Source organism: Mesorhizobium sp. M2A.F.Ca.ET.042.01.1.1, assembly GCF_003997405.1.
GTDB lineage: Bacteria > Pseudomonadota > Alphaproteobacteria > Rhizobiales > Rhizobiaceae > Mesorhizobium.
Map to the genome: position 1 here is coordinate 1 of NZ_RZRX01000001.1, position 23,333 is coordinate 23,333.

Sequence of the window (23,333 nt, forward strand, 5' to 3'; positions counted from 1 at the left end):
GCGCCTATGTCTACGACGTGCGCCGCGAGCAGCGCGGCCCGCAGATATTCCTGTCGCGCACCCATCCGCAGTTCATGGCCAAGCTCTTCACCATGGAAGTGCCGGAAATCTACGACGGCATCATCGAGATCAAGTCGGTCGCCCGCGACCCCGGCTCGCGCGCCAAGATCGCCGTCATCTCGCGCGATTCCTCGATCGATCCGGTCGGCGCCTGCGTCGGTATGCGCGGCAGCCGCGTCCAGGCTGTGGTCGGCGAATTGCAGGGCGAGAAGATCGACATCATCCCGTGGTCGCCTTCGGCCGCTTCCTTCATCGTCAACGCGCTGCAGCCGGCGGAAGTCGCCAAGGTGGTGCTCGACGAGGACGCCGAGCGCATCGAGGTGGTGGTGCCGGACGACCAGCTGTCGCTGGCCATCGGCCGCCGCGGCCAGAACGTGCGCCTGGCCTCGCAGCTCACCGGCTGGGACATCGACATCCTGACCGAGCAGGAAGAGAGCGAGCGCCGCCAGAAGGAATTCGTCGAGCGTTCGGCGCTGTTCATGGAAGCCCTCGACGTCGACGAGATGGTCGGCCAGGTGCTTGCCTCGGAAGGCTTCACCAGCGTCGAGGAAGTCGCCTATGTTGACTCGGGCGAAATCTCCTCCATCGACGGCTTCGACGAGGACACCGCTTCGGAAATCCAGACCCGCGCCCGCGAATATCTGGAGAAGATCGAGGCCGAGCATGACGAAAAGCGCAAGGCGCTGGGCGTCAAGGACGAGCTGCGCGAGATCCCCGGCGTCACCACCGCCATGATGGTGACGCTTGGCGAGGACGGCGTGAAGACGATCGAGGATTTCGCCGGCTATGCCGCCGACGACCTGATCGGCTGGAAAGAGCGCAAGGACGGCGAGACCAAGGTCTATCCGGGCGTTTTGGCCTCTCATGGCGTCTCGCGCGCCGAGGCCGAGCAGATGGTGCTCGCCGCCCGCAGGCAGGCCGGCTGGATCACCGAGGAAGAACTCGCCGCCGAAGAGGCAGCAACCGGCGAAACCGTCGGTGCGTGAGGTGACCACCAATCGCAAAGCCCGTAGACGAGATGAACGATCGCACTTGCATCGTTACGCGAAGGCAGGCCGAAGCGGATGAACTGATCCGCTTCGTCGTCGGCCCGGATTCGGCCGTCGTTCCGGACATCAAGAGAAATCTGCCCGGCCGCGGTTGCTGGGTCACCGCCGATCGCCTACATATCGAGAAGGCAGCGGCGAAGAACCTGTTTGCCCGCGCATTCAAGGCGCAGGTGACCGTTCCGTCCGATCTCGGCGGCATGGTCGACGGGCTGCTCTCCAGATACGCTCTGGGTATGCTTGGCCTTGCCCGCAAGGCGGGCGCCGTCGTTCTTGGCGCCGCCAAGGTCGAGGGTGCTGTGCGCGACGGGCAGGCGTCGCTCGTTCTGCATGCGGCGGAGGCGTCGGACGACGGTGTCCGCAAGATCAGTCAGGCGCGGCGGGCGACCGTCCATCTCGGCGGTCCTGCCATCCTTGCCTACAAACTTTTCTCCGAGGCCGAGTTGAGCTTGGCATTGGGGGGTACAAATGTGATACATGCTGCCGTCCTCGCGCAGGACGCGGGACTGGCGGTTGAGAAGCGCGTTGTTGCGCTCGACCGATATCGGGGCGGTACCCCGAACGATCTGGCAGTGCTTGCGGCCGTTGCCGACGAAGATGATGCCGCAGAGGATATGGAATGAACGATACGAAATCGGGCGACGACAAGACGTTGAGCGTTACGCCGAAGAAGACCTTGACGCTGAAGCGCCCCGGCCTCGAGCAGGGCACCGTGCGCCAGAATTTCTCGCATGGGCGCACCAAGTCGGTCGTCGTCGAGACCAAGAAGCGCAAGTTCTCGCTGCCTGGCGACAAGCCGGAGCCGGTGGCGCCGTCCGTGTTCACGCCGAAGCCCGCCGCGCCCGCTCCTGTCGCCGCCGCGCCTGTCGTGCAGGAAGCGCCGAAGGCGCCGCCTCCGCCGCCGGAACGTTCGGGCATGGTCCTGAACGAGCTGTCACGCGGCGAGATGGAAGCGCGCCGCAGGGCGTTGGAAGGCTCCAAGGCCCGCGAGGCCGAGGATCGCCAGCGCGCTCAGGAGGATGCCAAGCGCCGCGCCGAGGAAGAGGAACGCCGCAAGCGCGAGCGCGACGAATCCGCGCGCCGTCAGGCCGAGGAGGAAGCGCGCCTGCAGGCCGAGGCCGAGTCGCGGCGTCGTGCCGAGGAAGAGGCTCGCCGTCGCGCGCCGCAGGCAGCCGATGTCGCTACGGCCGATGACGAAGAAGAGGCCAAGCCGAGGCGCACAGGTGCCGGCGGTGGCGCAGGCGCCGGTGCGCCTGCCCGGCGCCTTGCAACGCCGGAAGTGGCGCGGCCCGCCAAACCGACCAAGGGCGAGGAAGATCGCCGCCGCGGCAAGCTGACGCTGAACACCGCGCTGTCGGACGAAGATGCGCGCGGCCGTTCGCTGTCGTCAATGCGCCGCCGCCAGGAAAAATTCAAACGCGCGATGCACAATGAGCCGCGCGAGAAAGTCATGCGCGAAGTGATCCTGCCCGAAACCATCACCATCCAGGAACTGGCGCAGCGCATGTCCGAGCGCGCCGTGGATGTGGTCAAGTACTTCATGAAGCAGGGCCAGATCCTGAAGCCGGGCGACGTCATCGACGCCGACACGGCCGAGCTGGTCGCTTCCGAATTTGGCCATACGGTCCGCCGCGTTGCGGAGTCCGACATCGAGGAAGGCCTGTTCAACATCGCCGACCGTCCCGAGGACCTGGTGTCGCGTCCGCCGGTCGTGACCATCATGGGCCATGTCGACCACGGCAAGACCTCGCTGCTCGATGCCATCCGCAACGCCAATGTCGTCTCCGGCGAGGCCGGCGGCATCACCCAGCATATCGGCGCCTACCAGATCGAGAAGAACGGTCAGAAGATCACCTTCATCGACACGCCCGGCCACGCCGCCTTCACGGCCATGCGCGCCCGCGGCGCCCAGGTCACCGACATCGCCGTGCTGGTGGTGGCGGCGGACGACAGCGTGATGCCGCAGACGATCGAATCGATCAACCACGCCAAGGCGGCCGGCGTGCCGATCATCGTGGCGATCAACAAGATCGACAAGCGCGACGCCGATCCGCAGAAGGTGCGGACCGAGCTGCTGCGCCACGAGGTGTTCGTGGAATCGATGGGCGGCGAGGTGCTGGACGTCGAGGTTTCGGCGACCAAGGGCACCAATCTCGACAAGCTGCTCGAAGCGATCCTGCTGCAGGCCGAAGTTCTCGACCTCAAGGCCAATCCTGACCGCACCGCCGAAGGCGCGGTGATCGAAGCCAAGCTCGACAAGGGCCGCGGTCCGGTCGCCACCGTTCTGGTGCAGACCGGCACGCTGATGCCGGGCGACATCATTGTCGCCGGCAACGAGTGGGGCCGTGTGCGCGCGCTTGTCGACGACCGCGGCGAGCATGTGCCGGAAGCGCCGCCGGCGATGCCGGTCGAGGTGCTTGGCCTTCAGGGCACGCCGCAGGCCGGCGACCGTTTCGCCGTTGTCAACAACGAGGCTCGCGCCCGCGAGATCACCGAATACCGTCAGCGCCTGGCGCGCGACAAGGCGGTGGCCAAGCATGCCGGCCAGCGCGGCTCGCTCGAACAGATGATGTCCCAGTTGCAGACGAGCGGGCTGAAGGAATTCCCGCTGGTCATCAAGGGCGACGTGCAGGGCTCCATCGAGGCGATCAACGCCGCTCTGGAAAAGCTCGGCAACGACGAGGTCAGGGTGCGGATCGTCCATTCGGGCGCCGGCGGCATCACCGAAAGCGACGTCTCGCTGGCCGAGACGTCGGGTGCCGCGATCATCGGCTTCAACGTCCGCGCCAATGCGCAGGCGCGCACCGCGGCAGCGGCCGCGGGCATCGAGATCCGCTACTACTCGATCATCTACAACCTCGTCGACGACGTGAAGGCGGCCCTTTCCGGCATGCTTTCGCCGGAGCGGCGCGAGACCTTCATCGGCAATGCCGAGATCCTCGAGATCTTCGACATCTCCAAGGTCGGCAAGATCGCCGGCTGCCGCGTCACCGAAGGCAAGGTCGAGCGTGGTGCGGGCGTGCGCCTGATCCGCGACAACGTCGTCGTCCACGAAGGCACGTTGAAGACGCTCAAGCGCTTCAAGGACGAGGTTTCGGAGGTGCCGGGCGGCCAGGAATGCGGCATGGCCTTCCAGAACTACGAGGACATGCGCGTCGGCGACGTCATCGAGTGCTTCCGCGTCGAGATGGTGAGCAGGACGCTCTAATTCGGGTATACTTGCCGAAATGAACGGGCGGCGGCCGCAAGGCTGCCGCCCAGACCGCTCATGCATTTGAGACATGTGGCGTGGTCCCATCCCGCGCTTCACGATTTCAGGACCGAAGAAATGTCACGTTCGACAACGTCAGGCCCCTCCCAGCGCATGCTGCGCGTCGGCGAGCAGGTGCGCCATGCCCTTTCCGAAACGCTGCAGCGCGGCGAGATCATCGATCCGGTGGTCGAGAACAGCGTCGTGTCGGTCTCCGAGGTGCGCATGTCGCCCGATCTCAAGATCGCCACCGTCTTCGTCTCGCCGCTTGGCGCGGCTGACGACAATGCCGTGGTCGAGGCGCTCAACAGGCACGCGAAGTTCATCCGCGGCCGTGTTTCGGGCGCTCTGAGGCAGATGAAGTATATGCCGGAGTTCCGCTTCCGGCTCGATACATCCTTCGACAATTTCGCGAAGATCAATGAACTGCTGAAATCGCCCGAAGTGGCGCGCGATCTCGGCGACGGCAAGAACAACGGCAAGGACGAGGAATAGTGGCGCGGCGCGGCAAGAAGAAGGGTCGGCCGGTCTCCGGCTGGGTGGTGCTGGACAAACCGGTCGGCATGGGCTCGACCGAGGCCGTTTCCAAGATCAAATGGCTGTTTCAGGCCGAGAAGGCCGGCCATGCCGGCACGCTCGATCCGCTCGCTTCCGGCATGCTGCCGATCGCGCTTGGCGAAGCGACCAAGACCGTTCCCTACGTGCAGGATGGCGCCAAGATCTACCGCTTCACCGTCGCCTGGGGCGAGGAGCGCTCGACCGACGACCTCGAAGGCCCGGTGACCAACAGCTCCGATCGGCGCCCGGCCGAGGCCGAGCTGCGGGCGCTGCTGCCGAAATACACCGGCGTCATCATGCAGACGCCGCCGCAATTCTCGGCCATCAAGATCGCCGGCGAGCGCGCCTATGATCTCGCCCGCGACGGCGAGACGGTCGAGATACCCGCGCGGGAAATTGAAATCGGCCGTTTGGATATTATCGAGCACAATGCCGACAAGACCGTCTTCGAGGTCGAATGCGGCAAGGGCACGTATGTGCGCTCGCTGGCGCGCGACATGGGCCGCGATCTCGGCTGCTTCGGCCATATCGCTGAATTGCGCCGCCTCGAGGTCGAGCCGTTCACGCCGAACGATTTCGTCACGGTAGCCGAACTGGAAGCGGCCCGTTTTGGCGGCAAGACTGAAGAAAGTCCGGATAAGGCCGAGGTGCCGGTCGATTTCAGCGCCATCGACGCGCTGCTGGTCGAAACGGCGGCGGCGCTCGATTGCCTGCCGCAAGTCGCGGTCAGCGACGACGCGGCGACGAAGATCCGCCTCGGCAATCCCGTTATCATTCGCGGCCGCGATGCGCCGGTCGAGGCGGAGGAGGCCTGCGCCACCGCGCGCGGCAGGCTCGTCGCCATCGGCGCCATCGAGCAGGGCATGTTCAAGCCCAAGCGGGTCTTTGCCGGGTGAATCCGGTCGTCTAACCTCCACTGGGTGCCGCGCTTCAGGGATCTCATGGCCAAGGCTGATACAGGCAACAAGAGGGCGCCGCTGAGAACCCGCCGGCCGCCGGTCGGGGCGTCGCCAGGCACGCTGATCGCCGATCCGGCGGCACGCCGCAGCGAGCTTCGGCTGACATTGATCTCGCCGCAGAAATACGAAACCATCGACAATGCCTCGATCGACGACCTCAACACCCATTGCGAGAAATGGCCTGTCGTCTGGCTGGACTGCACGGGGCTTGCCAACATTCCGCTGATCGAGGAGATCGGCCGTATCTTCAACCTCCACCCGCTGGCGCTGGAGGACGTCGTCAACACCGGGCAGCGGCCCAAGGTGGATTTCTTCGAGGACCATGCCTTCGTCGTCATGCGCATGATCGACGATGTCACCGCGCATCGCTACGAGCAGATCTCGCTGTTCTTCGGCCGGAATTTCGTCGTCACTTTCCAGGAACGCGAGGGCGATCCGTTCGATCCGGTGCGCAAGCGCATCGCGGCCGCGATGCCGAACCGGCTGCGCTCGCGCGGTGCCGACTATCTTGCCTATGCGCTGATCGATGCAATTGTCGACAGCTATTTCCCGCCGATCGAGGCGGCGAGCGAACTGGTCGACGGCATCGAGGACGAGATGCTGAACAAGCCGCACAAGCATCAGATGCGGCAGCTGCATGAGCTCAGGCGCGACGCCAACGTGCTCAAGGGCGTGCTGTGGCCGATGCGCGATGCGCTGGCGACGCTGATCCGCAACGACGTGCCCTTCGTGAAGGCCGAAACCAAGATCTTCTTCAACGACACGCTCGACCATTCGCTGCGGCTGATCGAGCTGGTCGAGAACCAGCGCGACATGCTCACCGGCCTGATCGAGATGCATCTCTCGCTGTCCCAGGCCCGCACCAACGACGTCATTTCCTATCTGACGATCGTCTCGGTGATCTTCATGCCGCTGACCTTCCTGGTCGGCGTCTGGGGCATGAATTTCGACCCGGAAAGCTCGCCCTGGAACATGCCCGAGCTGAAAGCCTATTACGGTTATCCGGCGTCGCTGCTGTTCATGGCGGTCGTTGCTGTCGGGCTGATCGCGTTCTTCAAAGGGAAGAAGTGGTTGTAGCCTTTGAATGCCCCCGTTTTCGCCGCCGGAACCTGCGACAAGCCGGCTTGACAATTGGGCTGGTGTTTTTTCCGGAATTGCACTATATGCGCCGCAGCTTCGCGCCCTGACGCGTCGCTTGCACTGGCCCCTGCTGGACGACATCCCGGCTGTGGGCGTCCCGTTTCCTCCAACAGATAAGGAAAAGCACGATGTCGATTACTGCCGAGCGCAAGAAAGAACTGATGACCGAATTCGCGACTGCGAAAGGCGATACCGGATCTCCGGAAGTCCAGGTTGCCATTCTTTCCGAGCGCATCAAGAACCTGACCGAGCATTTCAAGGACCACAAGAAGGACAACCATTCCCGCCGTGGCCTGCTTGCTCTGGTTTCCCAGCGCCGCAGCCTGCTTGATTATCTCAAGCGCAAGGATGATGCGCGCTACCAGACGCTGATCGACAAGCTCGGTCTCCGTCGCTGACCAATTGACCGGCGGGCTCTCCAAGGGGGCCCGCCGGTCGCGCATTGGCGCATCGGATAGTCCGCTGCCGCAATGCTGAAAAGGAAATTCGCCTGCGCGCATGGCGCGTTCCGGAAACAGCGTTTCCGGCGTCAAGCGCAAGGCCGGCCGACCAGCCGGCCAATCGGGTTCCGGACCGCAGAGGGCTATCCGGAACCGCCCATGGACGGTCATGGGGCAGGATTGCAGGATGCTCGCTCGGCCTTGCGCCGGATCTGTCGAGCTTCCCGTTGTCTTGCCCGTGGCTGCCCGAAGGAAGCCAGGAAAGGGAGAACCCGCGACCGTTAGGACGGTGCGGCCCTTTCCGCATATGAAGGACAAGATATGTTCAATCATCACAAAGTGGAAATCGAATGGGGCGGCCGTCCGCTCATCCTGGAGACCGGCAAGATCGCCCGCCAGGCTGACGGCGCGGTGCTCGCCACCTATGGCGAGACCGTGGTTCTGGCCACCGTCGTCTCGATGAAGGAGCCGAAGCCCGGCCTCGATTTCTTCCCGCTCACCGTCAACTACCAGGAAAAGACCTATGCCGCCGGCAAGATCCCGGGCGGCTACTTCAAGCGCGAGGGGCGTCCGAGCGAAAAGGAAACGCTGGTTTCCCGCCTGATCGACCGTCCGATCCGCCCGCTTTTCGCCGACGGCTACAAGAACGACACCCAGATCGTCGTCACCGTCGTGCAACATGACCTCGAGAACGATCCGGACATCCTGTCGATCGTCGCCACCTCCGCCGCGCTCACGCTTTCGGGCGTGCCCTTCATGGGTCCGATCGGCGGCGCCCGCGTCGGTTATATCAACGGCGAATATGTGCTCAATCCGCATATCGACGAGATGCAGGAATCCAAGCTCGACCTCGTCGTCGCCGGCACCGCCGACGCCGTGCTGATGGTCGAATCCGAGGCCAAGGAACTCTCCGAGGACCTGATGCTCGGCGCCGTCATGTTCGGCCACAAGAGCTTCCAGCCGGTCATCGATGCCATCATCAAGCTGGCCGAGGTCGCCGCCAAGGAGCCGCGCGACTTCACCGCGCCGGATTATTCCGCGCTTGAGGCCGAGATGCTGAAGGTCGTCGGCGACGAGCTTCGCGAGGCCTACAAGATCACCGACAAGCAGTCGCGCTATGCCGCGGTCGATTCCGTCAAGGCCAAGGTCAAGGCCGCCTTCGCTCCGGCAGAAGGCGAGGAAGCCAAGTACACTTCCGAGCAGATCGGCAGCGTCTTCAAGGAGCTCCAGGCCAAGGTCGTGCGCTGGAACATCCTCGACACCGGCTCGCGCATCGACGGCCGCGATCTCAAGACCGTGCGCAAGATCGTGTCCGAGGTCGGCGTCCTGCCGCGCACCCATGGCTCGGCGCTGTTCACCCGCGGCGAGACCCAGGCGCTGGTGGTTGCCACGCTCGGCACCGGCGAGGACGAGCAGTTCGTCGATTCGCTGACCGGGATGTACAAGGAGAAGTTCCTTCTCCACTACAACTTCCCGCCTTACTCGGTCGGCGAGACCGGCCGCATGGGCTCGCCGGGCCGCCGCGAAATCGGTCACGGCAAGCTCGCCTGGCGCGCCATCCATCCGATGCTGCCTTCGGCGGAACAGTTCCCCTACACGCTGCGCGTCGTCTCGGAGATCACCGAATCCAATGGTTCGTCGTCGATGGCGACCGTGTGCGGCACCTCGCTGGCGCTGATGGATGCGGGTGTTCCGCTGGCCAAGCCTGTCGCCGGCATCGCCATGGGCCTGATCAAGGAAGGCGAGCGCTTCGCGGTGCTCTCCGACATCCTCGGTGACGAGGACCATCTCGGCGACATGGACTTCAAGGTCGCCGGCACCGCCAATGGCGTCACCTCGCTGCAGATGGACATCAAGATCGATGGCATCACCGAGGAGATCATGGGCATCGCCCTTGGCCAGGCTAAGGACGGCCGCCTGCACATCCTTGGCGAGATGGCGCATGCGCTGTCCGGCGCCCGGGCCGAGCTCGGCGAATTCGCGCCGCGCATCGAGGTCATGCACATCCCGACCGACAAGATCCGCGACGTCATCGGCTCCGGCGGCAAGGTGATCCGCGAGATCGTCGAGAAGACCGGCGCCAAGATCAACATTGAGGACGACGGCACGGTCAAGATCGCTTCGGCCAACGCCAAGGAGATCGAGGCGGCGAAGAAGTGGATCCACACCATCGTCGCCGAGCCGGAAGTCGGCGAAATCTACGAAGGCACCGTCGTCAAGACGGCCGACTTCGGCGCCTTCGTCAACTTTTTCGGCCCGCGCGACGGTCTCGTCCACATCTCGCAGCTCGCCAATGAGCGCGTCGCCAAGACCGCCGATGTCGTCAAGGAAGGCGACAAGGTTTGGGTCAAGCTGATGGGCTTCGACGAGCGCGGCAAGGTTCGCCTGTCGATGAAGGTCGTCGACCAGGCGACCGGCAAGGAAATCGTCCAGGAGAAGAAGAAGGCCGAAGGCGAGGAAGACGCCGCCTGATCGGTCTGGCTGGATAGTTTAAGACGGGCGCGCCGCAAGGTCGCGCCCGTTTTGTTTCGAGGGTGGATGAATGGCCGCCGAACCGCTGAAGACGCTGTTTTACCCGTTCGAGGCCGAGGCGCTGCCTCTGCCGCGAAAGGATGCCCGCCTTCTTTTTCTGGGCGCCGAGCCCGGCTTCCGCTTGCCCGTAGGCTTCGATGCGGCGTTGCATCTCGTGCAAGGCTTTCGACCGCATTTCCGCGCCTTGCAGGCGTCCGGCTACACGGTCACGCCGCGCGTGGAAGGCCAAGGCTACGACATGGCTCTCGTGCTCGCCGGCCGTCATCGGGGTCAGAATGAGGTGCGCATTGCCGAAGCACTCGAGCGTGTTGCGCCGGGCGGGCTGATCGCTGTCGCGGGTGGCAAGGATGACGGCACCGACAGCCTGCGCAAGCGGATCAATGCGCTGGCGCCGCTCGAAGGCCATCTGCCGAAGCATCACGGCGTTGCCTTCTGGTTCCGGCGGGCCGGCACGGAAGCAGCCGAGACGCTGCGCGCCGGCAACCCCGACCTTGTTGTTGGGGGCGGTTTCAAAACCGCGCCTGGCATGTTCTCGTTTGACAGGATTGACGCCGGTTCGAAGCTGCTGGCCGCCAGCCTGCCTGATAATCTCAAAGGCAATATCGCTGATTTCTGTGCCGGCTGGGGTTATCTGGCGGCGGAAGTCCTGCAGCGCTCGCAGAGCCTCACCGCGCTCGATCTCTATGAAGCGGATTTCGAAGCACTGGAAGCAGCCAGGTTGAATGTCCACGACGCCATCGAGCCGCGCTTCTTCTGGATCGATCTGCTCACCGAGGCGGTCGAGCGGCGCTACGATGCCATCGTCATGAACCCGCCTTTCCACAGCGGCCGCGCCGCCGAGCCCGGCATTGGCGCCGGCATGATCCGCGCGGCGTCGAAGGCGCTGAAACCGGGCGGTCGCCTATTCATGGTCGCCAATCGCCAGCTTCCCTATGAACAGGTGCTGTCCGAGGCTTTTGCCAACCATACCGAGATCGCCCGCGACGGCATGTTCAAGGTGTTGTCGGCGCGCCGCTGAAAGCAATTCCAGGAAAAGTGCGGAGCGGCTTCCCGTCCGGAATTGCGCCAGGAAAAAAGCAATTCCAGGAAAAGTGCGGAGCGATGTTCCGTCCGGAATTGCGCCAGGAGAAAGTAGCTCTAATGCAGGCTGACGATGCGGGCGGGCTCGCGCGCTTCGATGGCAGGCCGCATCTCGCCGAGCTCGACCTTGAGCGGGGCCGGGCGGCCGAACAGATAGCCCTGGACCACCTCGCAGCCCGCGGCCCTGAGCAGCGTAGCCTGGTTCTCTGTTTCCACGCCTTCGGCGATGATGCCGACGCCCAGCGCCCGCGACAGGCCGACAATGGTCGAGACGATCGCGCCGGAACTGGAGTCGGTGTCGATGCGGCTGACGAAGGAACGGTCGATCTTCAGCTTGCCGAAGGAGAAGTCGATCAGGTAGCTCAAATTGGAATAGCCGGTCCCGAAATCGTCGACGGCCACCGAAATCCCCATCTCGGCAAGCTGCTCCAGGATCGCGGCGGCGCGGTCGCGATCCTGCATCATCGCCGTCTCGGTGACCTCGAGCTCCAGCCGCGACGGCTTGATGCCGGTCGATTCCATCACCTCGCGCACGATGCCGACGAAATCCCTGGTCATGAACTGGACCGGCGAGATGTTGACGGCGACGAAGCAGTCCTGCGGCAGATGCTTGGCGTCACTGCAGGCCTTGCGCAGCACCCATTCGCCGATCGGATTGATCATGCCGGTTTCCTCGGCGATTGGAATGAACTCCATCGGCGGAATCATGCCGCGCTCCGGATGCTTCCAGCGGATCAGCGCCTCGTAGCCGACGACGCGACCACTCGGCAGGTTGAGCTGTGGCTGGTAGTGGAGACTGAAGTCGCCGCGGTCGAAAGCGGTCTTCAGCTCCGATTCGATCCATTGCCGATAGTCGGCCACGCGGCCCATGTCGGCGTGGAAGACAGACCAGTTGCCGACGCCGCTGGCCCGTGCATTCTGCAGCGCCAGGTTCGAACGGCGCAGGACCAGGACCGGGTCGACGCCGTCCTTCGGCATCGCCACGATGCCCACCGACAGGCTGACCGACTGCAGGTGGGTCTGCAACTGGTAAGGCTCCATCATATCGCTGATGAGCTTTTCGATCAGCCGCTCGATCGAACCACGGATGTCGCGGTCCGGCAGCAGCACGCCGAACTCGCCGGCGCCAATGCGCCCGATCACAGCATCCTTCGGCATGCTCTCCTTCAGCCTGCTGGTGAAGGCGCGGACAAGGTCGTCACCATGGCTGTAGCCGATGGCGTCGTTGATCTGCTTGAAGCGGTCGATATCGATGTCGATCAGGAACACCGGCTCGCCGGTTCGGATCGTTCCGGCGGCGGCATCGGCAATCTCGCCGACCATGGCCTGGCGCGACAAAAGACCCGTCAGCTTGTCGAAATGGGTTTCCTTGACGACATAGGCCACCGATTCATCGACGCCGGCGAAGAACGACATCGCCGCACCGCCGGCGGCAAGGGCGCACAGCGCGGCGATGGCGCCTATCATCGTCTCGGCCGGCATGCCGGCTATGCCATCGCCGAAGCCGAACTGCAACCCCCACAATCCGAGGATGAAACTGCCCATGCCGGAGCTGGCGATGGTGATCAGCCGGAACAGCGGTGTTCGCTTCGGGTTACTGATTGCAGACATGCAAGGTCCCTGGATTAAGGGGCCTTGTAGCGGAAATCTCCTTAAAATGAGTTTCCGCCGATGCCTGCAATTTTACTGGAAAATATTGTTTGCCTTAGCGAACTATTCGCGACCACCGTCGTTCTGCTTCAGCTCCTCCAGCGACGGCATCGAAACGATGTGATAGCCGGAATCCACATAATGGATCTCGCCGGTGACACCCGACGAAAGATCGGAGAGCAGGTAAAGCGCCGAGCCGCCGACTTCGTCCAGGGTCACGGTGCGCCGCAGAGGCGAGTTCCGCTGCTGATAGGAGAACATGTGGCGGGCGTCCGAAACGCCAGAGCCGGCCAGCGTACGCACCGGTCCGGCCGAGATGCCGTTCACCCTGATGCCGCGCGGCCCGTAGTCATTGGCAAGGTAGCGAACGCTGGCCTCGAGCCCGGCCTTGGCGACGCCCATGACATTGTAGTTCGGCATCACCCGCACCGACCCGGCATAGGTCAGTGTGATCATCGAGCCGCCATTGCCCATGAGCGCGGCGGCGTTGCGGGCGACCTCGGTGAAGGAATAGCAGGAGATCACCATGGTGCGCACGAAATTGTCGCGGCTGGTGTCGGCGTAGAGGCCCTTGAGCTCGTTCTTGTCGGAAAAGCCGATGGCGTGCACCACGAAGTCCAGCCCGCCCCAGGCCTTGCCGAGCGTCTCGAAGGTCGCGGTGACGGAAGCGCTGTCCTCGACGTCGCAAGGCACGATCAAGGAGGCGCCCACCTTCTCGGCGAGCGGCTTGACGCGCCGCCCGAAGGCGTCACCCTGATAGGTGAAGGCAAGCTCCGCCCCGTGCTCGGTCAATTTCTTGGCAATGCCCCAGGCGATCGAATGATCGTTTGCGACCCCCATGACAAGCCCGCGCTTGCCCTTCATCAACCCTTCCATAAAAGGCAGATCCTTATGCGGAATAGCGCTGGAAAATCAGCGTTGCGTTGGTGCCACCGAAACCGAAGGAATTGGACAAAACGGTGTCGATCTTGGCGTTGTCGATACGCTTGCGCACGATCGGCATGCCCTCGAATTCCGGATCGAGCTCCTCGATATGGGCGCTCTCGCCGATGAAGCCGCCCTGCATCATCAGGATAGAATAGATCGATTCCTGCACGCCGGCCGCCCCCAGCGAATGGCCGGTGAGCGACTTGGTCGAGGTGATGTAGGGCATCTTGTCGCCGAACACTTCGCGGATGGCGCCCATTTCCCTGGAATCGCCGACCGGCGTCGAGGTCCCGTGGGTGTTGATGTAGTCGACCGGGGTCGAGACGGTGGCAAGCGCCTGCCGCATGCAGCGGATGGCGCCTTCCCCCGAAGGCGCGACCATGTCGTAGCCGTCGGAGGTCGCGCCATAGCCGACGATCTCGGCATAGATCTTGGCGCCACGCGCCTTGGCGTGCTCCAATTCCTCCAGCACCAGCACGCCGGCGCCGCCGGCGATGACAAAACCGTCGCGGTTGACATCATAGGCGCGCGAGGCGGCCGTTGCCTTGTCGTTGAACTTCGACGACATGGCGCCCATGGCGTCGAAAAGGTCCGACATCGTCCAGTCGAGATCTTCGTGGCCGCCGGCGAACATCATGTCCTGCTTGCCCCACTGGATCAACTCGTAGGCGTTGCCGATGCAATGCGCCGAGGTCGAGCACGCCGACGAGATCGAGTAGTTGACGCCATGGATCTTGAACCATGTGGCCAGGGTGGCCGAGGCCGTCGACGACATCGCCTTCGGCACGGCGAATGGACCGATGCGCTTGGGGCTGTTGTTCTTGATGGTGGTTTCGGCCGCCTCGACGATGGTGCGGGTCGAGGGTCCGCCGGATCCCATCACGATGCCGGTCCGCTCATTGGTGATGTCGGTCTCGCCAAGCCCGGCATCGGCGATCGCCTGGTCCATGGCAACATGGTTCCAGGCCGCGCCCTGGCTCAGGAAGCGCATGGCGCGGCGGTCGATCATCGGGGTAGGATCGAGCGTCGGCGCGCCCCAGACCTGGCAGCGGAAGCCGTGCTCGGCGAAGGAATTGGAAAAGCTGATGCCGGATTTGGCATCGTAAAGCGAGCTCTGGACCTCATTGGCATTGTTGCCGATCGACGACACAATGCCGAGCCCTGTCACTACGACCCGTCTCATTCGCAACTCCTTCCGGCGTATCCGGGCGGAAAACCTAGCCGGTTTTCGCCTGTGATCATACGCAAATAAACTGACGTGGCGCCCATTGGGTACGCGGACGCCGTGGCGAAAAACGGTCAGGCGGCCGACTGTTTGGACAGGCCGACCTTCAGATCCGTGGCGGCGTATATGGGTTCGCCATCCGCCTTAAGCCAGCCATCGGCGATGCCGAGCACCAGCCGGCCACGCATCACGCGCTTGAAGTCGACGCCGTACTCCACCTTCTTCACCGACGGTGTCACCATGCCCTTGAACTTCACCTCGCCGGTCGAAAGCGCCATGCCCTTGCCGGGTTCGCCCAGCCAGCCGAGATAAAAACCCGTCAACTGCCACATGGCGTCGAGGCCGAGGCAGCCCGGCATGATTGGATTGCCGATGAAGTGGCAGGCGAAGAACCACAGGTCCGGCTTGATGTCGAATTCGGCGCGGATGAAGCCCTTGTCGAAAGCGCCGCCGGTCTCGCTGATCTCGGTGATGCGGTCGAACATCAGCATAGGTGGGTAGGGCAGCTGGGCGTTGCCCGGCCCGAACAGGTCGCCGCGGGCGCAGGCGAGCAGTTCCTCGTAATCGTAGCTGGACTTTTGATCCGCCATCAAATTTCCGTCCCCGTGTTCTTTCGCGGGCGGCAGGGCGCCCTTCTCGTTGGTTTCCTAACACACTCTGTTTGCGGCCGGAAACCGGCGTTTGCGCTTAACCCGTGCGCCTGCCCGGGTCAATGCGCGCTATTGATCGCATTCAGACTACAGAATATATGTCGGCTGATGTCCGGTTTTGGCTTTCGACGTCTTTTTGCCACTCTGGACCTGTTGATGGGCTGGGCAACAAGCTTCGAAGCGAAGAGATGGATTCGGGCTACCGGAAGGAAAATGTCGCTGTGGACAAGCGGGTTCGCGAAGCCGGCCTGAGGCCGACGCGCCAGCGCATCGCGCTGGCCGATCTGCTTTTCGCCAAGGGCGACCGCCACCTTTCGGCCGAGGAACTGCATGAAGAGGCGATCGCCGCCGGCGTGCCGGTTTCATTGGCGACGGTCTATAACGCGCTCCATCAATTCACAGAGGCCGGGCTGCTGCGCATCCTGGCGGTCGAAGGCTCGAAAACCTATTTCGACACCAACACCTCCGACCATCATCACTTCTACGTCGAGGGCGAGAACCGGATTTTCGACATCGAAAGCGGACCGGTCACCGTCTCCAACCTGCCGGCACCGCCGGAGGGCATGGAGATCGCCAATGTCGACATCGTCGTGAGGCTTCGCCCGAAGCGCGGCGACTGATCCCGTGGCGACGCGGCCCGTCGACCTGATCGTCCGGTTTGAGTGGGTCACCGTCGCCGCCTTGGCCGTCGTTTGCTACGCGCTGGCCCACTTTTCCTGGTGGCTGTTTGCGCTGCTTATCCTGGCGCCGGACCTGTCGATGCTGGGCTACCTCGCCGGGCCGCGCCTCGGCGCCGTCACCTATAACGCCTTGCATATCCTGATTGCCCCGCTGGTCCTTCTGCTCGCGGGCGCGTTGCTCTCTGGTCCGCTCACAACCGCGGTGGCGCTTATCTGGATAGCGCACATCGCCATCGACCGTGCCCTCGGCTACGGCCTCAAGCTGCCCACCGCTTTTCAGGATACGCATCTCGGCCGCATTGGCCGCGACCGCAGCGGCGCTGCCGGCTAGAGGCGATGGTTTCCGAGAACCGGAGCGGAGCGTACTGAAAGTACGTCAGCACCGAAAGCGCAGGAAGCCGCCATTCGCAGGCCGGCCTCACCTGAATCTCGATGCGCCTCAGTTCTTGAACTTCTCGCCGGGATAAGCGCCCCACACCTGCGACTGGGCCATCCAGCCGGTGTGACCATCAAAGGTCATCTCGCACCATTGGCCGTCGCATTTCTTGATCGAGCCGATCACGCCCGGCTCGATGATGGCGATGACACCGGCGTCCTTGTCGGGCTCGTCGAGCAGGTTGACCTGCCCGCCCTTGCCGCGCTGCCAGGGCGCGACGATGGCGGTGCGCCGGCCGGAAAGCAGCGACTGGTTGATCCAGCCCTCCGATCCGTCGGCATCGCGCACGCGGCGCCATGTGTCGAATTCCTGGATGACTTCCATCGGCAGGCCGGCCTTCAGATACATCCAGTTGACGGAATAATTGGCGCCGGGGCCGACGCGCGAATTGACGCGGGCCGGTTTCAGGCTGACGAAGCGCGGCAGCGGCAAACCGCTCGGACCAAGCGTTATGGTTTGCGCCGGCGCGGCCGCGCTTTGCGCGAATGCCTGCGGCGCGCAAAGGAGGACGCCAAGAATGGCTGCGCTGAGGGCCAGGCGAAGCGACGCGAAACCAGACACTTTCGTTCCTTTCGGCGCCGGTCCGTCGGATGAGCGCCCCTTTTTCTTTGTCTTCGGCGGCACCGCTTGTTACAGGAGTGGGCTGATGCCGCGACTGGCTACAAGTTTCGCCGGTCTTGGTTAAAGAGGTCTCAACGAGATCGGTTTCGAGAGCATGATCCCGAGAAGTGGGAATCGGTTTTCGGAAACGATCATGCTCCAAAAAAGAGCAGGATCAGGATGACGATTCAACGAGACGTCAACCTGATCTAGCAAGCTTCGGGGATAAAATGGCAGGCAAAAAACGGCCCCTCGTCGTCATCACGCGCAAGCTGCCCGACCCTGTCGAGACCCGCATGCGCGAGCTGTTCGACGCAAGGCTGAACGTCGAGGACCGGCCGATGACCCAGCCGGAGCTGGTCGCGGCGGTCAAGGAAGCCGACGTGCTGGTTCCCACCATCACCGACCACATCGACGCGGCGCTGATCGCGCAGGCCGGCGAAAACCTCAAGCTGATCGCCAATTTCGGCAACGGCGTCGACAAGATCGACGTCGCGGCGGCCGCCAAGAAAGGCATCACCGTCACGAACACGCCGAACGTGCTCACCGAAGACACCGCCGACATGACCATGGCGCTGATGCTCGCCGTGCCGCGCAGGCTCGCCGAAGGCGCCAATGTGCTGACCGGCGAGAAGAAATGGGCCGGCTGGTCGCCGACCTGGATGCTCGGCCGGCGCATCTGGGGCAAACGACTCGGCATCGTCGGCATGGGCCGCATCGGCACGGCGGTTGCCAGACGGGCCAAGGCCTTCGGCCTCTCGATCCACTACCACAACCGGCACCGCGTGCTGCCGGCCGTCGAGGAGGAGCTGGAGGCGACCTATTGGGAAAGCCTCGACCAGATGCTGGCCCGCATGGACATCATCTCGGTCAATTGTCCCTCGACGCCGGCGACGTTCCATCTTTTGTCCGGCCGCCGGCTGGCGCTGATGCAGCCTTCGGCTTACCTGGTCAACACGGCGCGCGGCGACATCATCGACGAGGAAGCGCTGATCAAGCTGATCCATGACGGCAAGATCGCCGGCGCCGGCCTCGACGTCTATGAGCACGAGCCGGCGCTGAACACCAAGCTGTTGAAGCTTGCCGCCAAGGGCAAGGTGGTGCTTCTGCCTCATATGGGCTCGGCCACGCTCGAGGGCCGCATCGACATGGGCGAGAAGGTGATCATCAACATCCGCGCCTTCTTCGACGGCCACCGCCCGCCGGACCGTGTTCTGCCGCTGAGGACCTGAGTTACAAATGAATCGCGGGCGGCATCAGAAGTCCCGCTTCATCATGACCCATTCGATTGGGCCGCTCCTGCCGCCATAAGCGATCCAGGGAAGTTTGTCGGCCGCAACGAAGCCGAGCCTTTGATAGACGGAAATTGCTGCAAAATTGGAGTCTTCAACGGTCAGACACAGGCCTTTCGCTCCGGCTGAGCTGGCGAGTTTGCCGGCATGAGCAAGCAGCCGGGTTGCCAAGCCTTTGCCGCGGAACTCGGGATAGGTGGCAATCGCGAGGATGGACCAGTAGCCGATCAGTCTTGTTTCCAGCGTGACCAGAGGCATGAGGGCCGGCGAGATCTCCGCCGCGTTGTCCTGGTTATTTGCAAGCAGCTCTCCGACCAGTCCGCCAGCTATCGTCCCATCCACCTCGACCAGCCAGGACTTTGAGAAATGATAGGGCGAGTTCGCATCGGCGGATGCAGCCCGACGCGCCGCCTCCAGCACTGCATGGTCTTGGCCGCTGTCCCTAATCCAGCTGTCGAGATCGATGCCGTGCCCGGCGATGTCGACGATCGCTGCGACGTGCAACGCGTCGTTCCTTGCCGCCGGGCGAATGAGAATGCTCATAACGGCCCATCCGGAATAGCAGGACGCCGCGAGATCGACCCGTCGGCGCCGACGGCCACCTGGCCGCCTCGAAAACTGTCGAATTGATCGCGTTCAAGCCTTGCCGCAATCGGCGTTTCCCAGCCCATTTCCCGGGCGACGATCAGGCCGAGCAGCAGGATGGCGTCCGGCTCGTGCAACACCAGGGCCACCGGCGCCCGGCCGTTGTGGACAAGCTCCATCAGCACCGCCGAAGCCGATGACGAGCCGATCGTGCCCGGCAGGAACAGCACGCGGCCGGCAATGACTTCGCCATGCTGCGGGTGGCGGACATCGGCGATGCGGCCTGTCTTCGGGTCGACGCCGCCCCAGAAGCTGATCGGCGCCGTCAGCACCAGCGCCTCGCCTTCGCCGGCCTTGCCCGGTACCAGGATTTCGGCGGAGGCGTTCATGCGGCGACATCCGTGAAGACCGGCTTGCCGCGGACCGCGCTTTCGACGCAGTCGGCGAGCGAAGCGTAGAGCACCGCATAGCCGGTGTTGCCCGGCGCGTAATGGGCAAACTTGCCCGAATTGGTCATCAGCACGCCGTTGCCGATGTCGGGCATGATCGGCGTCACCACCACGCATGTGTCGGCGACGATGACCACGCCGCTGGCCTCGAGCCTCTTTCGCCGGCCGTCCTTCTCCAGCAGGGCAAGCGCGTGGCGGCCGGTGCAGGCATAGATCGGCACCGCGAGCCGCCGCCCGGCGATCAACCGCTCCAGGGTATCGAACTCGGCGTGCGACAGATGCGGGCTGCCGATCGCCACCGCATCGATGGCTTTTGGCGCTGCCGCGGTCGACAGGCCCGCGCGGGCCCTGGCAACCATCTCAGGCGTCACGCGGATCACCGCTTCCGGTTCCGGCCCGGCCAGAATGGTTGCGACGTCGGGAGCCTCGGGCGTGACGCCGGCTATGTGGAACAGGCCGACCGCGCCAGACGATGCGGCCGCCGCGCCGAAGGCTTTCAGCGCATCCTCGCCGGGATGACCGGCCACGCCTCTGAGGACGCCGATCGCGTTGCCGACCTCGCGGCCGTAGAGGCTGCCCAGGACAGGCCAGGCGATCTCCGAGGCAAGGAAGGAGGGCGACAGGCCCGAGACGTCGAACACAAGCCGCGCCCGGCGGTTTTCAGGCCGATGCAGGCCGTAGTCCGGCGCGCGGCCGGTGATGGCGCAGGCAATGTCGAGAAAATCGCCGTAGCGGTTGGTGCGCGCGCCCAGCACCGAGTTGCAGAAGACGACCGCGTTGGACTCGCCCCAGGCCACATCGCTGCCCTGTGCCGGCCTGTGTCCGGCCTGATAGGGCGCGCAGGTCCAGCTCTGCTCGCAGCCGAGCTTGCGATAGGCTTCCATCATTCGCCGCGCCATGCCGCGCTGCGGCTCTTCCAGGCGGATGCGCGAGCAGCCCATCAGGTCGAGCGCTCCGACATTGAGCGTCGAGCGCACCGCGACCTTCGTGCCGCCTTCGACCAGCCTTTCGGCGAACAGCGTGCCGGAATCGCCGTGATAGAGCGCCCCGTCGATATGCGCGGACGCGATCGGGATCAGCCCCGGCGCGCCGAGCAGCCTTGCGCTTTCGGCAACGATGCGCATCGCCATGCCCGCGCCGTCCTGGCTGGCGGCGATCGCCTGTTCTTCCGGGCTGAGGGCAAGACTCAAGACAGCACCTTGCGCATGGTGATGGAGGTCGGCCTGTCATAGCCCGCATGCGCCGTGCGCCCGGTCTCGCGAAAGCCGAGCCGGGCGAAGGCCGCGTGGTTTGCGGTCAGCTCGATGCGGGTCTGCAGCTCGATCGCATCCTTGCCGCGTTCGCGGGCAAGATCCTCCACCGCTTGCATCAGCCGGGCTCCCACGCCCTGACTCTGGAGCTCTGGCTCGACCGCGAGCTTGCCGACATAGAAATCCCGCGCCCGCTCCAGCGCGAAGACGCAGCCGACGACGCGGCCGTTCTCGACGGCCACAAAGCACGTCTCCTTTTTCGCCTTCCCGGCAAGGTTGTCGGCGCTCAGAAGATGCGCCGATGACGGTGGGTCGATGACGCCGTCCATATAGGCAAAGGCGCGGCGGATCAGCGCGAGCAAGTCGCCCCATCCGTCGAAATCCGCGGGAAGGCCGATTATGGAAATGCCGACGGTCTGGTCCATACGCTCAGACGGCCTTGTAGCGGATGGTGTCGAAGCGGGCTGTGAGCCCGTCATAGAGCAGTAGCCGGCCGATGAGCGGATCGCCTATGCCGGTAATCAGCTTGATCGCCTCCATTGCCTCTAGCGCGCCGATGACGCCCGTCAGCGCGCCGACAATGCCGGCAACGGCGCAGGACGGCACCAGCCCTTCGGGAGGCGCCTCTGGGAACAGGTCGCGATAGCTCGGGTTGCGCTTGCCGTCGGCGCCTGTCTCGAACGGTTTCAGCACCGTGACCGAGCCGTCGAAGCGGCCGACGGCGGCCGTCACCAGGGGCTTCTTCTCGCTGGCGCAGGCATCGGCGACCGCGTAGCGCGTCTCGAAATTGTCGGAACCGTCGACAACGACATCGTAACAGGCGACGAGGGCAGGGGCGTTCTCTTCCGTTAGCCTCAGGCCGTGCGTTTCCACCGCGACGTTGGGGTTGAGGCGCATGATCGCTGCCGCGGCGCTGTCGGTCTTGGCCATGCCGATCGTATCGCTGCCATGGATCACCTGCCGCTGCAGGTTGGATAGCGAAACCGTGTCGTCGTCGACGATGCCGAGCGTGCCGACGCCGGCGGCGGCAAGATATTCCAGTACCGGCGCGCCGAGCCCGCCGGCGCCGATCACCAGCACCCGCGCTCGTTTCAGCTTCTGCTGCCCTGGCCCGCCGATCTCCGGCAGCACGATGTGGCGGGCATAGCGTTCGAGCTCTTCGTCGGTGAGGGCGGCATCGGTCATGGCTGGACTTTATCGCTGGCGCAGAGCCTTGTCAGTAAGCGCAAGGCAAAGCCTTGTGGTCCACATGACGAGGCAAAGGTTTCGCACGACGCAAGGCAAAGCCTGGTGGCGCAGCGCCGAAATAGCTTCTTCACGGGCTAGCCGGTCGGCTCGACGCTGCCATGATCGACCGTCAGGAACTGCGCCCGGCCTTCAAGGCTCGAGAACAGGGCGGCATCCGTGCCGGTCATGAAGGCCTGGCAGTTGAGCTCCTCGAGGATTGAAAATAACGCTGCGCGCCGGCCTGCATCGAGATGCGCGGCGATCTCGTCCAAGAGCAGGATCGGCGTCAGACCCGACATCTCGCCGGTCAGCCTGGCATGCGACAGCACGATACCGACCAGCAGCGCCTTCTGCTCGCCGGTCGAGCAAAGTTCCGCCGGCATCGACTTCGGCCGATGCCGCACCACGAGATCGGAGCGGTGCGGACCGTCCAGCGTGCGGCCGGCGGCGCGGTCGCGTTCACGGCCATTGGCAAGAGCGGCGCGATAGCGTTCCTCAACATCGACCGCCGGTGCGCTGCCAAGCGCGCTTTCAAGATCGCCGGCGAGGCTGATATCGGCCTGCGGAAACGGCCCGCTGCCGGGCAATCTGTCGATCATGGCGGCAAGCAGCCGCACCAACTCGGCCCGCGCCGCGGCGATCGCCACGCCGGTTTCGGCCATCTGCGTCTCGATCGCGTCGAACCAGGCGCCGTCGCGGGAACCTTCGGTAAGCAGACGGTTACGCCCACGCATGGCCTTCTCATAGTCGAGCGCGCGCTGGCCATGGCCAGGGTCGATCGCCAGCACCAGCCGGTCGAGGAAGCGGCGTCGGTCCGCCGCCGGCCCGGGAAACAGCCCGTCCATCGCCGGCGTCAGCCAGACGACCCGCAGCCATTCGAGCATATCCTCGGCCGATCGCGCCGGCGCGCCGTTGATCCGCACCTTCCTGCCGCCTTCGCCGGCGGCGTCGCCGCCGGAAATGCCGGTGCCGATCTCGACCTGGCCCTCCGGCCCCTCGATGCGCGCATGCAAGGCGAAGCCGCCGTCGCCGCCTTCGCGCGCCACATCCGCATAAGGCGCGCGGCGCAGGCCCCGGCCAGGCGTCAGGAACGAGATCGCTTCCAGGAGATTGGTCTTGCCGGCGCCATTGTCGCCCGACAGCACCACCGCGCCAGGGGCAAGTTCCAGCGAAAGTGCCGCATAGTTGCGGAAATTCGTAAGCGTTAACTTACTTATGTAGCTTTGCTGCCGAAGCTGTTTCGCATCCGCGGTCACGGCGACACATCAGGTCCGCTAAAGCAATTCCAGGAAAAGTG

General features: G+C 64.3%; 23 protein-coding genes. 12 read left to right on the forward strand and 11 right to left on the reverse strand.

Annotated elements, in window-relative coordinates; translation table 11 throughout:
• The 9 genes from nusA to EOA23_RS00045 all read left to right on the forward strand — a co-directional run.
• Positions 1-1,046 (forward strand): transcription termination factor NusA (gene nusA, locus EOA23_RS00005; protein WP_127302451.1); only part of this gene is annotated, 1,046 nt, incomplete at its 5' end.
• A gap of 32 nt (positions 1,047-1,078) precedes the next feature.
• Positions 1,079-1,729 (forward strand): RNA-binding protein, encoded by a 651-nt coding sequence (locus tag EOA23_RS00010; RefSeq protein ID WP_127302452.1) that lies wholly within the window; start codon positions 1,079-1,081, stop codon positions 1,727-1,729.
• A complete protein-coding gene (gene infB, locus EOA23_RS00015) occupies positions 1,726-4,314 on the forward strand; it encodes a translation initiation factor IF-2 (protein ID WP_126062844.1) in 2,589 nt (862 codons plus the stop codon). Before EOA23_RS00010 ends, infB begins: the two co-directional genes overlap by 4 nt.
• 120 nt (positions 4,315-4,434) lie before the next feature.
• Positions 4,435-4,851 (forward strand): 30S ribosome-binding factor RbfA, encoded by a 417-nt coding sequence (gene rbfA / locus EOA23_RS00020; protein ID WP_126062843.1) that lies wholly within the window; start codon positions 4,435-4,437, stop codon positions 4,849-4,851.
• Positions 4,851-5,810, forward strand: coding sequence for a tRNA pseudouridine(55) synthase TruB (gene truB / locus EOA23_RS00025; protein ID WP_127302453.1), 960 nt, complete (start codon positions 4,851-4,853; stop codon positions 5,808-5,810). The genes rbfA and truB overlap by 1 nt, the downstream gene beginning before the upstream one ends.
• A gap of 45 nt (positions 5,811-5,855) precedes the next feature.
• Complete coding sequence (gene corA / locus EOA23_RS00030) at positions 5,856-6,950, forward strand: magnesium/cobalt transporter CorA (protein ID WP_127302454.1); 1,095 nt, start codon at positions 5,856-5,858, stop codon at positions 6,948-6,950.
• A gap of 149 nt (positions 6,951-7,099) precedes the next feature.
• The gene (gene rpsO / locus EOA23_RS00035) at positions 7,100-7,411 is read left to right on the forward strand and encodes a 30S ribosomal protein S15 (RefSeq protein WP_278158561.1); all 312 of its coding nucleotides are present in this window, start codon (positions 7,100-7,102) and stop codon (positions 7,409-7,411) included.
• A gap of 363 nt (positions 7,412-7,774) precedes the next feature.
• Positions 7,775-9,925 (forward strand): polyribonucleotide nucleotidyltransferase, encoded by a 2,151-nt coding sequence (gene pnp / locus EOA23_RS00040; RefSeq protein WP_127302455.1) that lies wholly within the window; start codon positions 7,775-7,777, stop codon positions 9,923-9,925.
• Positions 9,926-9,995: 70 nt separating this feature from the next.
• A complete protein-coding gene (locus EOA23_RS00045; RefSeq protein ID WP_127302456.1) occupies positions 9,996-11,003 on the forward strand; it encodes a class I SAM-dependent methyltransferase in 1,008 nt (335 codons plus the stop codon).
• A gap of 119 nt (positions 11,004-11,122) precedes the next feature.
• Here EOA23_RS00045 and EOA23_RS00050 read toward each other — a convergent pair whose 3' ends face one another.
• The 4 genes from EOA23_RS00050 to fabA all read right to left on the reverse strand — a co-directional run bounded on the left by EOA23_RS00050 (position 11,123) and on the right by fabA (position 15,457).
• Positions 11,123-12,676 carry a bifunctional diguanylate cyclase/phosphodiesterase gene (locus EOA23_RS00050; RefSeq protein ID WP_126062838.1) on the reverse strand — a complete coding sequence of 518 codons (1,554 nt, stop codon included), beginning with the start codon at positions 12,674-12,676 and terminating at the stop codon, positions 11,123-11,125.
• A gap of 102 nt (positions 12,677-12,778) precedes the next feature.
• Complete coding sequence (gene fabI / locus EOA23_RS00055; RefSeq protein WP_127302457.1) at positions 12,779-13,591, reverse strand: enoyl-ACP reductase FabI; 813 nt, start codon at positions 13,589-13,591, stop codon at positions 12,779-12,781.
• 13 nt (positions 13,592-13,604) lie between these two features.
• Positions 13,605-14,825, reverse strand: a complete 1,221-nt coding sequence (fabB, locus tag EOA23_RS00060; RefSeq protein WP_127302458.1) for a beta-ketoacyl-ACP synthase I — start codon at positions 14,823-14,825, stop codon at positions 13,605-13,607.
• Positions 14,826-14,941: 116 nt separating this feature from the next.
• Complete coding sequence (fabA, locus tag EOA23_RS00065; RefSeq protein WP_040985924.1) at positions 14,942-15,457, reverse strand: 3-hydroxyacyl-[acyl-carrier-protein] dehydratase FabA; 516 nt, start codon at positions 15,455-15,457, stop codon at positions 14,942-14,944.
• Positions 15,458-15,705: 248 nt separating this feature from the next.
• Between fabA and irrA the strand changes: the two genes are divergently transcribed.
• Positions 15,706-16,137 (forward strand): iron response transcriptional regulator IrrA, encoded by a 432-nt coding sequence (gene irrA, locus EOA23_RS00070; RefSeq protein WP_042647097.1) that lies wholly within the window; start codon positions 15,706-15,708, stop codon positions 16,135-16,137.
• A gap of 4 nt (positions 16,138-16,141) precedes the next feature.
• Entirely contained in the window at positions 16,142-16,528 is a 387-nt protein-coding gene (locus tag EOA23_RS00075) for a DUF4260 domain-containing protein (protein WP_126062836.1), read from the forward strand.
• 108 nt (positions 16,529-16,636) lie between these two features.
• On the opposite strand, the gene EOA23_RS00080 is transcribed toward EOA23_RS00075, so the two are convergent.
• On the reverse strand, positions 16,637-17,194 hold the full coding sequence (locus tag EOA23_RS00080) for an SH3 domain-containing protein (RefSeq protein WP_127302459.1): 558 nt from the start codon (positions 17,192-17,194) through the stop codon (positions 16,637-16,639).
• Positions 17,195-17,463: 269 nt separating this feature from the next.
• Here EOA23_RS00080 and EOA23_RS00085 point away from each other — a divergent pair, with 269 nt between their 5' ends.
• Positions 17,464-18,465, forward strand: a complete 1,002-nt coding sequence (locus EOA23_RS00085; protein WP_126062834.1) for a D-glycerate dehydrogenase — start codon at positions 17,464-17,466, stop codon at positions 18,463-18,465.
• Between the two features lie 24 nt (positions 18,466-18,489).
• Here EOA23_RS00085 and EOA23_RS00090 read toward each other — a convergent pair whose 3' ends face one another.
• From EOA23_RS00090 to recF, 6 genes are all read right to left on the reverse strand, one after another.
• Positions 18,490-19,068, reverse strand: a complete 579-nt coding sequence (locus tag EOA23_RS00090; protein WP_127302460.1) for a GNAT family N-acetyltransferase — start codon at positions 19,066-19,068, stop codon at positions 18,490-18,492.
• Complete coding sequence (locus tag EOA23_RS00095; RefSeq protein WP_127302461.1) at positions 19,065-19,499, reverse strand: DUF126 domain-containing protein; 435 nt, start codon at positions 19,497-19,499, stop codon at positions 19,065-19,067. The genes EOA23_RS00090 and EOA23_RS00095 overlap by 4 nt, the downstream gene beginning before the upstream one ends.
• Positions 19,496-20,749 (reverse strand): aconitase X catalytic domain-containing protein, encoded by a 1,254-nt coding sequence (locus tag EOA23_RS00100; protein ID WP_127302462.1) that lies wholly within the window; start codon positions 20,747-20,749, stop codon positions 19,496-19,498. Before EOA23_RS00100 ends, EOA23_RS00095 begins: the two co-directional genes overlap by 4 nt.
• Entirely contained in the window at positions 20,746-21,234 is a 489-nt protein-coding gene (locus EOA23_RS00105; protein ID WP_127302463.1) for a GNAT family N-acetyltransferase, read from the reverse strand. The genes EOA23_RS00100 and EOA23_RS00105 overlap by 4 nt, the downstream gene beginning before the upstream one ends.
• A 4-nt stretch (positions 21,235-21,238) precedes the next feature.
• A complete protein-coding gene (locus EOA23_RS00110) occupies positions 21,239-21,994 on the reverse strand; it encodes a molybdopterin-synthase adenylyltransferase MoeB (protein ID WP_127302464.1) in 756 nt (251 codons plus the stop codon).
• A gap of 137 nt (positions 21,995-22,131) precedes the next feature.
• Positions 22,132-23,292: a DNA replication/repair protein RecF gene (recF, locus tag EOA23_RS00115; RefSeq protein WP_127302465.1), complete on the reverse strand. Its 1,161-nt coding sequence runs from the start codon at positions 23,290-23,292 to the stop codon at positions 22,132-22,134.
• Between the last annotated feature and the right edge of the window lie 41 nt (positions 23,293-23,333).